The following is a 16,860-nucleotide window of genomic DNA, read 5'->3' as shown; positions in this document are numbered from 1 at the left end:
AGTGCTCAACACTGAGTGGCTTGGTTAAGCCTCACAAAAGGTACAATTCAGTGATTAATGGTTGATTAATCGCTGAATTGTACCTTTTTTGCTTTCTATCTGGTTCGGAGAGCGTTTATCGGAAGCCCTTTAAGCAAGCATTCAATATTTCACCACTGCAGTGGCACACAACATTTTACGGTTAACACTTCAACTCTGTACTAACCGCGGTAACCAATACGTGGTAATTAACGTTTTGCCAGCGCACAGCTAGTGCAAAATTAACTGCGATTAATTAAGGTCAAATTAACTGTTACTGATTAAACTTCGCGATCCTTGTGCATTAAGGGATAATCAGCTTCTTTTACACATCTATTTTCGTTCTACTTGAGGGAACTGTAAGTGCTCGCCAATGTCTCCGTTTTACAATCAAAGTTAAAATTAATTGATAACAGCAAAGCGTTTCAGGGCTTTGTTATTTTCGTCATCTTAGTGTCAGCATTGTCGATTGGCGCGCACACATATCACCTGCCAAATTGGATGGAGAAGGGATTACTGCTGCTAGATATTGGCATCACGGTGTTCTTTGCGATTGAAATTATCATCCGTTTTCTCGCCAGTGATGGCCCGAAACGTTTTTTCAGTAGCGGCTGGAACATCTTCGATACCATTATTGTTATAGGTAGTTTAATTCCGGCTGGTGGTTCGGCCATCTTGCTGGCAAGACTACTGCGTATTTTCAGAGTATTACGCTTAGTGTCGATGATCCCAGAGCTTAGAATGCTGGTGAATGCATTGTTTAAAGCTATACCGAGAATGGGTTACATCGCACTCTTGATGTTCGTGATTTTTTATATCTACGGCGCTATCGGTAGCATGTTGTTTGCGGATATCAACGACTTCTTATGGGGCGATGTGTCAGTGGCGATGTTAACCCTGTTTAGGGTATCGACTTTTGAGTCTTGGACGTCGGTGATGTACGAAACCATGGCGGTCTACCCACTGAGTTGGATCTATTATTTAAGCTTTATCTTTCTGACTGCATTTGTTTTTTTGAATATGATGGTGGGCGCGGTGCTGGATGTGATGACGCAAGAAACCGCAGCCATGCGCGCTGAAGAAGAAGCAGAGTTAAGCGATGATGAAAAGCCTGCTAGTGTTGCGGACGTCGCTGAGCTTAAAGTACAAATCGAAGAGCTGAAATGCTTACTATTGCAGAGGGCGGGCTAACTTCGCCGTTCATATTTTTTCATATAGTTAATTTTTTGGTTAACAACTACTGCCAAAGTTATTAATAACTTGGGAGTAACCTTTGTCTCAAATAACATAACGAGATGATGAATATGAAAACTGCACACGCTTTAATGTTTGTAAGCTTAGCGGCTACGACCATGGGAACTGCATTTGCTGCTGACAATAATGACCTGTTTGGTGGCCAGCTCAGTGGTAACGTTAAGTTTGCCTCTGATTATGTTTTCCGCGGTGAGTCTGAAACGATGGATGGCGATGTTCCCGTAGTGCAAGGCACGTTAGGTTGGGGCAGTGATGAGGGTTGGTATACCGGTGTTTTTGCATCAAACGTCAAGTTTGCCGATCCTAACCTAGAGATTGTCACTGCGCCTTACATCGGTAAAGCTGGTGGCTTCGGTGATAGCGGTTTTACTTACGACGTGATGGTGTTTTCATATCTTTATCCCGGTGCATCATATTCTAACTACACCGAATTATGGATTAAAGTCGGTAAGCAATTTGGTCAAGCGAATGTCACGCTAGAAGTGACTCCCACTCTTGATGATTGGTTTGGTGTTGATGGTTGGCAAGGGGTTAACTACGCCGTGCATCCAAGTTATGACTTTAATAACGGCATTAAAGTATCTGGATCAATGGGCTACCAAGACCTAGACGGTGAAGGTGCTGAAGGTTGGACACACTGGAACTTGGGTGTCGAAGCGAGCTATGTCGGTTTAGTCTTTGATCTTCGTTACCACGGAAGTTCAGTTGATAAGTCACACTTAGTCTATGGCACACAAACTGAGATCTTTGATGATCGCGTTGTCTTTGGCTTAAGTAAGAGTTTCTAAGCCTACCGAACCTATATTGAAAAGCCGATTCTACAGAATCGGCTTTTTTGTTATTGAAGCTGAAACCAAGACCTCTTGCGGCAGATTGAGATCGCTGTAAGTGTATTAGCGGCTAATTATGTATATGATGTGGCGTTAAGAGCGATAAAGCGGTTATTCGCATGCCGCTGTTAGATAAATAAATGCGTGTTGGTTGAGGTGATGTATGGGCTACAGAGTGCTAGTTGTCGATGACGAAGCGGTCATTCGGGCTAGATTAAAAGGCTATTTTGAGAAAGAGGGCTATCAAGTCCTTGAAGCTCAAGATGGTGAGCAGATGTGGTATGAATTTAATCGCCAGCATATTGATTTAGTGATGCTCGACATTAACTTGCCCGGAACCGATGGCCTAAGCTTGGCGCGTGAACTACGCAGTCGCGGCGATGTAGGGATCATACTGGTGACTGGCCGTGATGAGACCATCGATAAAATTGTTGGTTTAGAGATGGGCGCCGATGACTACGTGACCAAACCCTTTGAGTTAAGGGAGTTGCTGGTGCGGGTTAAAAACTTATTGTGGCGTATCTCTTTGGTTCAAAAAGCGATTACTGAGAGTAGCGCACAAGCTGATCCCAATGACAATATTATTGCCTTTAATGACTATGTATTAGAGCTCAATAGCCGAAAACTGATTTGCAGTGGTGAGATTATTAAACTCACTAAAGCAGAGTTTGAACTATTGACTGCTTTTGCTCTTCACCCACAGCAAGTGTTGTCGCGCGACCGATTAATGCAGCAAACCAGTCACCGTAATCAGGACGTTAATGATCGCACTATCGATGTGATTATCAGACGCCTGCGCAACAAGTTATCTCCAGAGTTATTTGTCACCGTACATGGCGAAGGTTATCTGTTTGCCGCGAAGGTGAAAGACTAGGGGCTGTTAATATTTCACGGTTTTACTTGCCGCAGTTTATAGGCTCCGTTAGGTATTAATTTTCTGGGTTTACTCGATAGATAGGGTAATAGTCGGCCGGAGCTAAGCTGGTTTTTAACACCTGTGGATGAATATTTCCAATGACTTGGCTTTGTATTTTGGGACCAATATCGCCAAAGGGTTTAGCACCTTGCAGTTCCCTCACTACAACGTCAATGGCAAGCATGCCTTGCACGACGACCAAATCATCGTTACTGAACTCAACCCGCTCCCGATAGATCCCTCTGAGTATTGCGGGGGACAGATAGCTGCTGACTAATTTGACCTTATGTTCAAGCTGGTACTGCTTTAAAATTGAAACGCCCGCCTCGATAGCGACTGCGCTACCCAGAATATACTGCGGCGTTTGTGTCTTTAATAACGCCTCCATTTCATCGCGATATAAGTTGCGATTGTTATCAGCGTGACGTACTGCTGATATACTGACTTTACTGCCGATTAGAGCCGCTGTTAACCCTTGCTCAACCAAACCACTGCCACCTTGTTTATCGGGGCCGGCAAGTAGCGCGACTTGGGAACTGACTTGGGTGGTTTTATCTGTTTGCTGGCGAATAAATTGCCCTGCTTGAAAGCCCATTTGATACCAGTTAACGCCTACCCGTGTGGTGACCTGTTTATGGTCAAGGCGATTGACCAGCGCAATAATAGGTTTGTTAATAGGTGGCTTGTAAAATTCAAGTAGATCAGGGCGAACTCCCCCGAGTAATATGGCATCAAAATTGTGCTTCATGCAGTTATCGAGTTGGCTTAATTGTTTATCTAAGCCGTAATAGCTACCTGCTTCAAATAGTTCTACATGCAGTTTTAACTTCTTTGCTTGTTGTACTAGGCCATAGTTAATACCGGTCCAATAACTGTCTTTTAGATGAGGCATTAACACACAAATACGCCAGTCTTTTTTAGCGTTAGTCAGCGGCGTATATTGCACCTCTGTGCTGTGTTGGATTTTGTTATCGAAAGGCAATCTTTGTTCAAGTGACCAAGAGGGCACCGATATGGCCGCTTCCGCAAATGGACTGGCAAGCAATAGTGCGAGTAATACTTTTACCCACAATTGGAATGGTTTTGCCATAATTAACATACCCTTGATTCATGTTATATCAATTGCATTAAGTCAGCGTTGAAATCCAGCCTATGGGGAGCGTTCAGACATTGCACTTCTGCTTTCGTCGGCTCACAAAGGATTAACCATTATCTGGTCAAGGCGTCTTGAATTGAAAAGCTTGAGTGTTTCTGAATTGACTACCTATTTAATGCAATTGGTATTAATGTGTGAGTCAATATTGTAACAGCATAACGTAAAAGAGTGAGTGCTTTGTATTTGACTCCATCATCGCGACCCAGACTATCTTTATCAAGAAAGAGCCTTATAGGTCGCCTAATGCTGGCCTTTAGTTTATTGGCACTGCTGTTATTGCTGCTGGTGACGTTAGGCAGCTTAAGTTTGCACTGGGTACAGCAAGCCGATAAATACCTTTACGATAAAGCACTACCAGCATCAGAGGCGGCGCGTCAGTTGGTATTATCAAGTAATGCATTGGCCGAAAATGCCAAATTACTTGGACAATCTGAGTTTGAGTCTCAGCGGCAGTTGGTCGGTCGTAAACTGTCGATTAATAGCGCCGCAATGCTTAACGCGATTGGTGCGTTAAAAGCCTTGAATGTAAACTTTGACTTAAGCCTTGAACAGAGTGCATCGGATATCATTCTCGATTTGTCGCGTCTTGGAGAGCAAGTGGGACAGCGGATTTTGGCGGCTTATCAATTACAGCTCCAAGGTAAAGCGCTGGTGGACGCGTCAAACGAAAGCACTGACTTGTTATTGGCAGAGTTAGCCATCGTTGACTCGGGTATCTTATCCAAAATCAGTTTGGCATATCCGCAAGCCGTGGGAGTAGAGCAAACCTCAAAGTTGCTCGATACCTTGATTGAACAAGATCTCGATATTCAAGAGCGCCTGAATCGTGCCCTTAAAATTGTGCATAATATTGCTTTGATGGGGCAAGTGTTTCAATCTCCAGAGTTAGATAGTGGCATTTTTAATTCGTTAGCTAAAAACGATAGTCAGCTGAGAGAACTCGGGGTATCCATTTCAGGTTTGAATGATCCGGCATCAGATGCTGGATTACGCTACTTTGCCTCCTTGACCAGCTTATCTAATATTATTCGTGACCCTGTAAGATCGAAAGCTTTTGCAAGACAAGTCCGTATTTTACAGACGTTGCCCCAGAGTATATTGCTGCAAAAACAACACACTCAACTAAATCAAGCGCAAGAGTTAAAACTACAAGCCCTTACCGATAAATTAGATGCGCTAAATGGTGCCGTTGATACGGCGATGAACATTCAACGTGTGGAAGCTGATAAGGCCAGAGTCGATTATCTTAATCAGCTGAGTTGGTCTAAGGTGAGCTTGTTGCTGACAGGCTTGTTGATGCTGCTGGTTATCGCCTTTGTTGTCTACAAAGTGATCTATCAAGGCATAGCACTCAAACTCAATGCGGCCACAACCGCATTGGCGCAGTTGAGTCTTGGCAATACTGCTGTGACCATCGATACTGAAGGTGATGATGAATTAGCGGCAATGGCCAGCGCGATTAAAGCCTTTAAGCAGAAGACCGAACATAACCTTAAACTACAAGCCGAACTACGTGATACTGCTACAGAGCTGTTTGAACATAAACAAGCATTGGAAGCCACCGTTGAGGCGCGTACATTAGAGCTGGCTGAGGCCAATGTTCAGCTAGATAAAGAAGCCAAAGGGCATGTATTAGCCCGTGATATGGCAGAGCAGGCTAACCAAGCAAAGTCATTATTTTTGGCCACTATGAGCCATGAAATTAGAACACCGCTAAATGGTCTGCTTGGTACGTTAACTTTGCTTGGTCACTCAAAACTACCGCCATCACAACGGCAGATGTTGGCATTATCACAATACAGTGGAACGCTGTTGCAAACCTTGTTAAACGACATATTGGATTTCTCCCGCCTTGAGCAAAGTAAGCTGGCTAATGAGCCTCGAGCTGTGGATCTTGCTGAGTTACTCGATGAAGTTACAGCCATTATGCTTGCTGGCGCAGGTTTGGCAGGCCTGACATTAGTGGCAAACTATAAAAACCTGCCAAAGTGGGTCTATTTAGACGGTCCAAAATTACGTCAAGTACTGTTTAATTTGTTGGGTAATTCCATTAAATTCACTCCGCAAGGCACTGTTGAATTGAGCGTGATGGTTGAACAAGGTGCACTGGCCTTTAAAGTACAAGACAGCGGTGTAGGCATTGATTGCAGTGCCATGACAAAACTCTTTAAAGCCTACAGTAACGAGCCCAGTAAAGGCCGCGATCGTGGTACAGGACTCGGGCTTGCTATCAGTAAACAGCTGGTCGAACTTATGAGTGCGGGTGCTGAAGCCTCAAAGGCTTTATGGGTAACAAGCCAAGTTACTCAGGGCAGTAGCTTTGGTTTTTCATTACCGCTTACAGAGTGTGTGGAACCTGATATGGCCCAGCAGCTACAAGCCGTACTTGTTAGCTCTAAACGGGTGTTGGTGGTGGAAGATAACAAGATTAATGCGATGGTTGCGCAAGGGTTTTTAGCACATCTTGGCCATGATTCCGTGTTAGCGACTAGTTGTGAGGCTGCAAGGCAGGCCTACACAACTATAAGTGCCAGTGATTACGATGCGGTGATGCTTGATATTCAACTCGGCGATGGCTCGGGGATGACTCTGCTTGAAGAGTTACAGCAGATTAATGCACAGATAGGCCATTCTCTGCCGATCGCGGCCTTTACCGCTCAACTGCAAGTAGAAGATATGGAAAATTATCAACAGCAAGGCTTTGATTTGGTGTTAATGAAGCCGCTTGATATGAAGGCGTTAACCGCTTGGCTTGGACGAGCAAAAGAGATTGATGAATTGAATGCTACGCCCGAGGCGACATCGCAAACGACAGCTATTGCACCACTGCTCGAAACTGCGCCCGGATCTAAGGCTATGCCTCATGTGAACTTAGCACTATTAGATGGCACGCTGCTAACGCAAGATATGAGTTACTTAGGTAAAGAGGCTGTGGTTGAGCTGTTTGAGCTTTACCGTGGTTCTAGCCAAGCACATATGGCAACTTTAGCGGCAGCGCCTAAGGATTTCGAGCGAATATTACATGCACTAAAAGGCAGCAGCGCCAGCATGGGGTTAACGCAACTGGCAACGACATGTGGTGATATCGAACAATTAAAAGTAACGGCTGAAGAGTACCTGCAGCAACATCAACAGTTGTTAGCGTTATGGCAGCGCTCGATGGAGGCATTATCATTGTGGCTAGACGAGCAGGAAGAAGCGCAGTAGAACTGTTAGTTAAAGGCGCAGACATAGAAGATATTTGTTATCAAAGCATCCAGGGTTCCTCATCTCAGCAGATTAAGATGTTTATCCTTACCAAGGCTAAGCGAAGCTGACAGCGGTACACTCATACTATATTCACGAACACGACTATACCCGTTCTACCTGCATCCTGCATCTTCAAGTAGAATGGGTATATAGTGAGTGCAGCTAAATAGAGCGGGTACTATTGCTACGAGGATGACTTTAGAGCATCAAGCATCTGAACTGAGTTTAGTCGTGCGGCTAAACTGAAAGCTATGCGACATTGGTAATGATTTTCAATTTTTATAGTATCTCTTCATCTTTTATGAATAAAAGCTTTACAATATCTCAAAGTGCTGTAAAGTACGCCTTGCTCTGGCATACAGAGTTATTAATGAAACATCAAGTAAAAGTAAAGCTTCAGATTCTGCGTTATCGTTGTATCATCTGTGTTTCCCTTAGCTTCATCGTAACATTTAATAATTCAAGCTCTCAGCACATCGCACTTTCGCGATAGATTTATTAATTCTCCACTAAATATAAGGGACATAAAATGTCTAACTCAACTACTGGCATCGTAAAATGGTTTAACGAAGACAAAGGTTTTGGCTTCATTACTCAAGACAATGGCGGCGCTGACGTATTCGTACATTTCCGCGCTATCACTTCAGAGGGTTTCAAGACTCTTGCTGAAGGCCAAAAAGTTTCTTTCGACCTAGAGCAAGGCCAAAAAGGCCCACAAGCAGCTAACGTAGTTGCTATCTAGTCGAAAGTCGACACAAAGAGTTTAATTACTGTTTGAGTCAACTTTAAATAATTGAAGAAAAGTTAAATTTTCTTTAGTTATTAAAAAAAGCGAACCTTTAGGTTCGCTTTTTTGCGTTTAAAAGAAAATAATTCTGTTCTAATCCCCATTAGATTAAATAGGTCGTCAACTCAGCCACATTCACCCATTTTCAAATCAAAGCGCATCGGTGAGACTGCAGTGGTTCAATGAAAAGCAGAAGTGAAAACCATGAGCTATTGCTACTGAATACACAGATGCTTAATGCAATTGGTATAATACGTATAAAAAAGCAAATGAGTCAGAATAAAAAGAGGGTTGTGAGCTAGCTTGAAGCTAGTATCGGCTTGGCGGTATGTGTTTAGTCATATGTGTTGATAAACTTTGCTGTAGACGGCAGCCAAAATCTACTCTTGCCTGTATTCCACGTTGTCATATAGTCGTCCCAGAATTGACCCTCGAATATTATCCTTACTCTCGGCACCTATTTCTCGTCCTCAAATTACTTGATTTTACTCTGTCTAAATGGACATTATCTGCGATATTCCCTTCTTTATTAGCCTGTCATTGCGACTATTATCACCTTGTCTTTTTGACATTGATAGTGTTTATTTGACACTTGTTCGCGTTGTCATATTTACACTTCTATTAGAATTGGTTTTGTCATTATCTAATTATTTCAATGAATTAACTTTTTGGCATAGTTAGTGCAATTACTCAAGTAGAAGATTTAATTTATTTAATATTTTAGGGTGTAACTAATGACAATTCATGTGAAAAACAACATTCATTGGGTCGGTCAACGCGATTGGGAAGTGCAAGACTTCCATGGTACTGAATATAAGATGACCAGAGGCACGAGCTATAACAGTTACCTCATCCGTGAAGAGAAGACAGTATTAATAGATACTGTTGATCATCGTTTTAGTCATCAGTTTGTGCAAAATTTAGAGATGGAAATTGATCTTAATACTATCGATTTTATCGTGATGAACCATGCGGAAGAAGATCACTCCGGCGCATTAACCGCATTACTGGAAAAAATCCCCGGCACGCCCATTTATTGCACCGAAGCGGCTGTTGATTCGATTGTAGGTCACTACCACCATCCAGAGTGGAACTTTAAAATTGTTAAAACGGGTGATAGCGTAGATATCGGCAATGGTAAGAAACTCATCTTCATTGAAGCACCTATGCTGCATTGGCCTGACAGTATGATGACTTACATGACCGAGGACGCGGTGTTATTTAGTAACGATGCCTTTGGCCAGCATTACTGCGACGAGCATCTATTTAACGATGAAGTGGACCAGAATGAGCTTAAGGAGCAGTGTCTTCGCTATTACGCAAATATCTTAACTCCATTTAGCAGCCTGGTGACCGCTAAGATCCACGAAGTATTAAGCTTTAATGTACCTGTGGACATGATTGCTACTTCTCACGGTATCGTTTGGCGTGACAACCCTACGCAGATCATTCATCAATACCTTGAGTGGGCTGATAGTTATCAAGAAGATAAGATCACCATCTTTTACGATTCAATGTCGAACAACACACGCATGATGGCTGATGCCATTGCTCAAGGTATCCATGATGTGGACCCTGGCGTAGCGGTAAAAGTCTTTAATGTCTCAAAGCATGATAAGAACGAAATTTTATCGCATACCTTCCGATCAAAGGGTTTATTGGTAGGTTCATCGACAATGAACAATGTGATGATGCCAAAAATTGCAGGCATGCTTGAAGAGATCACCGGCTTAAGATTTAAAGGTAAAAAAGCCGCTGCGTTCGGCAGTTATGGTTGGAGCGGCGGTGCGGTCGATCGTATTCAAACTCGCTTAATGGACGCGGGTTTCGAAACGGCCCTTAGCTTGAAAACTAAGTGGCGTCCAGATGGGAATGCGATGCGAGAATGCCGTGAACATGGCCGTCAAATTGCTAAGCAGTGGGCGTTACATCCATTGGTCGATGCGCCTGCTATAAATCAATTTGCTAAGGCTGTAGCTGTGGATGAGAAAGCTGAAGCTAATAAGCCTGTAGCCAGCTTGTCTGAGCAACCACAGCAAGCAGCGGTTGCCAATAACAAAGATGCTGAGCATGATTCTGATTGCCAATGTATGATTTGTACCGTGTGTAATTGGGTTTACGATCCGGCTATTGGTGAGCCAAACCAAGAAATTGAACCCGGTACTCCTTGGTCTGATGTTCCTGAGTACTTCCTCTGTCCTGAGTGTAACTTGGGAAAAGACGTGTTTATTGCACACAAGGTTTAGTCGACGTATTTGAGGAAGTAGTAATGACAGCACCGATTGTAATCATTGGCAGTGGTTTCGCCGCCTATCAGTTAATAAAGAACATACGCAGGCAAGATGTTAGTTTGCCTATTCAGGTTTTTACCGCTGATGAAGGTGATGAATACAACAAGCCAGATTTAAGCCATGTATTTTCCAAGCAGCAGGATGCAAATGCATTAATCACCTTGTCTGCAGCTGACTTTGCTGCGCAGTATCAGGTTGAATTATTTGCCAACACACGGGTGGAACAAGTTGATACTAAAACGCAATCTCTGTTAGCTAATGGGCAGAGTTATCAATATTCTAAGCTAGTCTTTGCAACAGGCGCAACCACGTTTGTACCGCCAATAAAAGGCGATGCTGCAGTGGATATTGTCACTCTAAACAGTTTATCTGAGTACCGAGCTTCACAGAAAAAGCTAACCACGGCTAATCGCATATTGATAATGGGCGGCGGCTTAATTGGTGCTGAGCTGGCTATGGATCTACAAACGAGCGGCAAAAAGGTGATTGTTGTTGAACCTAATAGTCGATTACTCGCAAATGTAGCACCAGATTTTGTCGCATTGAAGCTTGAACAGCCTTTGCGTGATGGTGGAATGACACTCGAGCTTAACGACTACGTCACCACAATAGAGCAAATTAACGCAAAAGCTGAAGAGGGCAAGCAAGCTATGCTGGTTACCACTAAAGCGGGTAAAGTATTTACTGTCGATTGCGTTATCTCTGCAGCGGGTTTACGACCGAATACCGACTTAGCGCAGCAGGCGGGTATTAAGGTTAATCGCGGTATTGTAGTGGATGAAAAGCTACAATCATCTGCCAACAATGTTTACGCCCTTGGTGATTGCGCCGAGATTAACGGCAAGGTTATGGCTTATTTACAACCTATTATTTTGAGTGCCAATGCGCTTGCTAAGCAGTTACTTGGTCAAGCATCACAACTGACATTCCCAGCGATGATGGTGAAAGTGAAAACACCGTCATATCCGATCCAAGTCGGCGGCAGGTTTAATACTGATTCATCATGGAAAGTGGGCTTTGATAAACAAGGCGTGACGGCAGAAGCATATGATGATCAAAATAATATGACAGGGTTTGTGGTGACCAATGAAAATGCCAAACAGGCTTTTTCACTGCTAAGAAAAGTATCGGCTACTTAATCAAATAGGATAGATATTTATCATACGCAAGCTCAAGTGTGTCTATTTGGATTTGGCTAGCGAGATCAAAAAAACGAACCGTTAGGTTCGTTTTTTTTGGAATAACGTTAAAGCTTCTAATCCGATTTTTTCATCTGTAGATGATTCAAATAACCCTCTGTATCCAATTTTTCTCTAATCTCTTTGACCATATCATTATCAACTTTTGCATCCTTTTGTGCTCCCCAAACTTGTCTTGCAAAGTTAACGAGCTCAGCCACTTGCTGATCTGATACTTGTGCATTGAAAGATGACATCGACACCACGCCTCTGGTTTGGCTTTGACGTTTACTGGGCAAGCCTCGCAGAATAACGGCGATAGAGTTGTACGGCGATTGGGCGGTAAAGGCGCTATTTTGATTTAAGGCCACCACGGCTTCGGGTTTTCCTAAGCCATCTAAACCATGACAACCTGCGCAATAATCAACATAGGTTTGATAGCCTGAAAGTGTTTTATCCTCTTGGCTTAAATACACTCGCTTAGCCATTTTAAGATCACTAGAGCCATCAACTTCTGCAATCGAGACCTGATCTTTATCCAGTAAATAGCCGGATATAGCAGCTAAGTCTTCATTAGGCATGTGACTCAAACTATGGTTAACGACCAAATACATATTCTCGTAGGTTGAGCCCATTCGAGACTCACCCATTTTTAGCAGATCAACCAGATCTTTAGCGTTCCAGCCCTGTGAATTTAGCTCTTTAGCGGTGATATCACCCGCCTGCCAACCTTCCAAAAATTCACCTTGTAGTGCTTTACTGGGTTGCATCGCAAACAATAGGTTTCTCGGCGTGTGGCACTCACCGCAGTGTCCTGCAGCCTCGACAAAATACTTACCCTTGTTCCATTGTTTGCTGCGGTTGCTGTCGGGGCTAAAGTCGGAGTCTTCAAAAAAGAGTTGGTTCCAGCCTCCTAAGAAAAAGCGAATGTTGGCTGGGAAGATAAGATCATTAGCACTGTTAGGCTCTGCAATCGGCTTAATGGACTGGAAATAAGCCCACAGTGCATCAAGATCTTTATCATTTAATTTCCGGTACGAAGTGAATGGCATAGCAGGGTACAAGTTGCCGACCTTACTTGAGTAACCCCATTTTACAGCCCGATAAAAATCTTCACGTTGGTAAAGCCCAATGCCGTATTGTTTATCAGGGGTAATATTGGTTGAATAGATCATTCCGAATGGTGAATCAAACGCCACGCCTCCGGCAAATGGCGCGCCACTGGGGCCTGTATGGCAAGCAACACAATCACTTTCAATGGCGACTTGTCGGCCACGCTCAACGATTAAGTCTACGGCCTCACTTTGATGAACTGCACTTGCGACATTGGCTAATTTACCGCTACCAAGATAGATAAAAATGATCGCGGCTAGACCCAAAGCCAAACCGATAATAATGAGCTTTTTCATAACATCCTTATCGAACAAGTTCTGGTTGAGACAATATAAGATCCTCTATTGCCTCATAGTATTTAACGTAGCCTGTACAGCGACATACATGTTCAGCCAGTGAGGCTTCAATTGAAGATCGTAGCTCAGACTTTTTAACTGGATTTTGTTTTAGTGATTCGTAATAACCGATGGCTTCATTAACAAAGCCCGATGTACACCAACCACATTGGAAAGAGAAGTGTTCGATAAAAGCTTGTTGCACCGGATGTAACTCAAGCTCTTGGGTCTTCACATCAATTCGTGCATGACCTTCTACCGTCATCAAGTTCTTACCATTAAATGACCCTACGCCATTAATACAGGTTCGATGGGTCACATGCCCAGTAGCCGTTTTCTCTAAGATCACGCAGGCATGGCATATCCCTGCACCGCAACCAAATTTAGTGCCGGTTAAGTTTAAGTGCTCATGTAGAAACTGGATCATCATGGTATTTTGATCGACAGCAATAGGGCCGATTTGTTTACCATTTAGGATGAAATTAACGGTGCTTTTGCTCATACACTTAACCTCGACTTTATTTGTTCAGCGGTAATAGGGGTGTGGTCGAAGCGTTCGCCAATCGCATTAAATATTGCATCTTGAACTGCGGAAATCACGGGTAACATCACCACTTCGGCGATCCCTTTAGGTCGCTCTGAACTGTCATTTGATGGCAGGATTTCAAGTGTCATGTCCCATACGCTGAGATCTCTAGCTAGTGGCACGTGATAACGATTCAAATTCCAACGTCCGTTACCTGGGCCATCTTCAAATGGTGGTAAATACTCATGTAAAACATGGCCTATCCCCATGGCGAGTCCGCCTTGAATTTGTCCCTCGACGATAGGCTTTGAGATCACGGGGCCAGCATCGAGTACACTGTGAGTGCGGAGAATATCGACCTTTCCACTGTACTTATCAACGCTGAGCTCTACTAGACAATCACAGGGAGCGTAATAGGTCACCATGGCGTTGTTATATTGAGTGCTTGGGTATTTCACCCAATTACGTTTAATGAGGTGATAGCCTAAATTATCCATCAACTGTGTTTTAGCGCTATTAGCGCCGTTACCATAGCGAACCGCTAATGCATCTAACGAATGTACTTGGGTATGACCTTCAATGGTGAACTCTGCTTCAGTCCAAGCCCAGCGGTTTACCGTATGTGCCACACAACCTGTAACTAACCCAAGGTGGTGTGCAGTTGATGCCAGTAACGCCAAAGGTAAGTTGGGGTAACCTGCTTGGGTGAATTGTCCGTCTTGCCATGTTGCTGCGGAAAGGTCGCTGTTTTTATCGAGTTTCCACAATGTACGCGCCGCAGGCAAAATCCCGTATTGATAGACGACCGCACAGGCTCCTTTGGTTGCTTCGGTTTGAAAAGTAGCGGAATCGGATGCACTACTTGCCATCAGCTTTACGGGTGTCCAGAGTGGGTCTTTAGACATCTTATCTTGCTTCTCTTGACTGATGGTATAGGGGTTGTCTGTTTCAAACAGTTGCAATGCTTTCCAAGTCTCAGTAACAGCAACTTGCACTTCATCAGCTGCTTGGCCAAAGAACTTATCGGTTAATAACCCTTGGCTGGTTTGAGCGCCGCTGCCCATCTCCATATATTCAATTTCTAAAACAATTTCGCCGGACTCCAGCAGGTTGACTGCCGCATTAGGGCCAACATTGCCCGTGCCATAATTCTTAGAAAGCAATGAATAGCCGACACCAAATGTTTTGTTTGGGTTGTTGGTTTCAAAAGTGTGTTTGTTAGCCGCTCGATTCTTCCAGATAGGATGTTGCTCTGCTTTATCTAAAATTTCGCGATAGCGCAGCTCACCTGCAATTTCGGCTCCTTGAGTATTAAGATCATCAGTGTGTAATAGGTTTCTGCGTCTAAGCTCAAACGGATCTACATTTAACTCTGCGGCAGCCTGTCCTATCATGAGATCGACCACTGGCATACATTGTGTCGAGCCATAACCTCGCATTGAGCCTGATGTGACATTCCTTGAGTGATAAGCGGTTGCTTGTAAATCACTTTTTGGAATATAAAACACGCCCTGCATTGCAGACATACCAGCAGAGGCTACGCTGGCACTGAAGTTTTCTCTTCCGCCCCCATCCACATCACATACAGAGGTTAATGCTTCAATTTTTAAGGTGTCTTTATTGATCCCTAAACGGTTGTTGATTTTAAAGGGATGACGTTTAAGACCGGACTGGAACTGTTGATAGCGGTCATTGGCGATTCTAATCGGATTACCATCGGAAAATAGGCTAGCGACAAGGGCATAATAAGGGAATACTGAGTGGTCTTTTGCACCGAATCCGCCGCCAACAAATCCTGAATAAAGCACGATACTTTTAATATCTTTAGCTTGTTTGCTCTGTTTTAGCAGATGTACTGCCATTTCGGTAAAGTCGCTTGGATCTTGGCAGGTAACGGTACCGTGTACGGTCTGAGTCGCTTGATCAAACCAGATATTAGCGGCTTCTGGCTCGAGCATCATCGGCTCAACAATTTGTGTTTGAAATTGCTTTTCAACGACATGAATATTTGTTTTTAATAGATCTTGTTGGATTGTATCCGCGTAATACATCCCTTTTTCACCTAGGGTTCCTCCTATATTACGTTCCCTAGGCCATTTGGGTTGTCTTAACTGATAGGCGGGGAAAAATAGCCCATCTTGGAAGGGGGAAAAAACATCGCTTGAATCATTTCTCTCTTTTGCTATGCGTACCACACGCCATGATGCATAGGGATTTCTCTGATAAAGTTCTGTTTTATCGCCAAATTTGAGTACATCTGGATTGAAATCTAAGCGTGATTTCGCGGCGTTAAAGTCATCAAACTCATCAAACAATAGAATCGCCACCGGATGGCCAATAAAGTGGGCGACACTCCCTTTGGTTAGTAACATCTCTTCACCATGAAAAGGGGGGAGTTTGACGTCATTTTTAGCGAGATCTTCGGCCAAAATAACTTTAGTGGGTTGTTTCTCTAAAAAAGATAAATCGATACTCTCAAATGTACGATCAGCCACCGTTGCACACACAATGTATCCGTGCCACTGCTTATCAGGCCAGAGGTCAAAGTCTTTTGCTCTAAAGTCGCGAGCAAACACTTTTTCACCGGTAACCTTCTGAATTGCATCAACCCTAAATTTAGCCTTACCCCCACTAGCCCATGGTTTTTTTGGCTTATATAAGTACTCTTGCTCTCGACTATTGGCACTGACAAGCGGTGAGAAGTAAACACTGACCCCCGCAATAACGACCGTTTTAATAAAGTCTCTACGAGTTTGCTTAAGTTTTTTCATCTATGATCCTAACGTACAAATTGAAGGTATGACGCCGTAATTTCATCCTTGTTGCCATCGATTAGAGTGTTAATGTTAAGTGTAATCAACACCTAAATAGGCAAGCGATACTAGTAAGATGATAGTCTAATTTTAATACTATATTGATAAATTCTTTAGGTTCAACATACAGCAGTATGTGGATGTCTAATGTAGGAATTCATAGTGTTAGGCTTGGTTGCTTAAAGGGGCTGTATTTTGCCTGTGGTCAATTGCCGATACGTAATTGGGGATGCGCTCGCAGATAAAACATGAACTTTAACTTTGTGTTTATTTTGTAAAATATGAGTTCAAATCGGGTGTTTTGGTAACACAATTATTTCAAATGTAAATTGCAGTTGATAATCATTATCATTTGGGTGTTTTTTCTTTATACTGCCGCCATCTTACATCCTCA

General features: G+C 43.4%; 11 protein-coding genes. 7 read left to right on the top strand and 4 right to left on the bottom strand.

Going from position 1 to position 16,860, the window contains the following annotated elements; genetic code table 11:
- Positions 1 to 381: 381 nt before the first annotated feature.
- From CXF83_RS18725 to torR, 3 genes are all read left to right on the top strand, one after another.
- A complete protein-coding gene (locus CXF83_RS18725; RefSeq protein ID WP_101093063.1) occupies positions 382 to 1,209 on the top strand; it encodes an ion transporter in 828 nt (275 codons plus the stop codon).
- Positions 1,210 to 1,322: 113 nt separating this feature from the next.
- Positions 1,323 to 2,060 carry a TorF family putative porin gene (locus CXF83_RS18720; protein WP_101093061.1) on the top strand — a complete coding sequence of 246 codons (738 nt, stop codon included), beginning with the start codon at positions 1,323 to 1,325 and terminating at the stop codon, positions 2,058 to 2,060.
- Between the two features lie 205 nt (positions 2,061 to 2,265).
- Entirely contained in the window at positions 2,266 to 2,976 is a 711-nt protein-coding gene (torR, locus tag CXF83_RS18715; RefSeq protein ID WP_101093059.1) for a two-component system response regulator TorR, read from the top strand.
- Positions 2,977 to 3,031: 55 nt separating this feature from the next.
- Here the strand turns inward: torR and torT are convergent, their stop codons facing one another.
- Positions 3,032 to 4,108 carry a TMAO reductase system periplasmic protein TorT gene (gene torT, locus CXF83_RS18710; RefSeq protein WP_101093057.1) on the bottom strand — a complete coding sequence of 359 codons (1,077 nt, stop codon included), beginning with the start codon at positions 4,106 to 4,108 and terminating at the stop codon, positions 3,032 to 3,034.
- Between the two features lie 243 nt (positions 4,109 to 4,351).
- Here torT and torS point away from each other — a divergent pair, with 243 nt between their 5' ends.
- The 4 genes from torS to norW all read left to right on the top strand — a co-directional run bounded on the left by torS (position 4,352) and on the right by norW (position 11,640).
- Positions 4,352 to 7,381 (top strand): TMAO reductase system sensor histidine kinase/response regulator TorS, encoded by a 3,030-nt coding sequence (gene torS / locus CXF83_RS18705; protein ID WP_101093055.1) that lies wholly within the window; start codon positions 4,352 to 4,354, stop codon positions 7,379 to 7,381.
- A 571-nt stretch (positions 7,382 to 7,952) separates the two neighbouring features.
- On the top strand, positions 7,953 to 8,165 hold the full coding sequence (gene cspE, locus CXF83_RS18700) for a transcription antiterminator/RNA stability regulator CspE (RefSeq protein ID WP_101093053.1): 213 nt from the start codon (positions 7,953 to 7,955) through the stop codon (positions 8,163 to 8,165).
- A 779-nt stretch (positions 8,166 to 8,944) separates the two neighbouring features.
- A complete protein-coding gene (gene norV / locus CXF83_RS18695; RefSeq protein WP_101093051.1) occupies positions 8,945 to 10,456 on the top strand; it encodes an anaerobic nitric oxide reductase flavorubredoxin in 1,512 nt (503 codons plus the stop codon).
- A gap of 23 nt (positions 10,457 to 10,479) precedes the next feature.
- Positions 10,480 to 11,640 (top strand): NADH:flavorubredoxin reductase NorW, encoded by a 1,161-nt coding sequence (gene norW / locus CXF83_RS18690; protein WP_101093049.1) that lies wholly within the window; start codon positions 10,480 to 10,482, stop codon positions 11,638 to 11,640.
- A gap of 116 nt (positions 11,641 to 11,756) precedes the next feature.
- On the opposite strand, the gene CXF83_RS18685 is transcribed toward norW, so the two are convergent.
- The 3 genes from CXF83_RS18685 to CXF83_RS18675 are packed head-to-tail and all read right to left on the bottom strand — an operon-like array spanning position 11,757 to position 16,424.
- Complete coding sequence (locus CXF83_RS18685) at positions 11,757 to 13,088, bottom strand: cytochrome c (protein ID WP_101093047.1); 1,332 nt, start codon at positions 13,086 to 13,088, stop codon at positions 11,757 to 11,759.
- A gap of 7 nt (positions 13,089 to 13,095) precedes the next feature.
- A complete protein-coding gene (locus CXF83_RS18680; RefSeq protein ID WP_101093045.1) occupies positions 13,096 to 13,629 on the bottom strand; it encodes a (2Fe-2S)-binding protein in 534 nt (177 codons plus the stop codon).
- Complete coding sequence (locus CXF83_RS18675) at positions 13,626 to 16,424, bottom strand: xanthine dehydrogenase family protein molybdopterin-binding subunit (protein ID WP_101093043.1); 2,799 nt, start codon at positions 16,422 to 16,424, stop codon at positions 13,626 to 13,628. The genes CXF83_RS18680 and CXF83_RS18675 overlap by 4 nt, the downstream gene beginning before the upstream one ends.
- Between the last annotated feature and the right edge of the window lie 436 nt (positions 16,425 to 16,860).

It is taken from the genome of Shewanella sp. Choline-02u-19 (assembly GCF_002836205.1).
In the GTDB taxonomy this organism is placed as follows: Bacteria; Pseudomonadota; Gammaproteobacteria; order Enterobacterales; family Shewanellaceae; genus Shewanella.
Note: the sequence above shows the minus strand (reverse complement) of the source record. Positions and strands in the feature narration are given on the sequence as shown.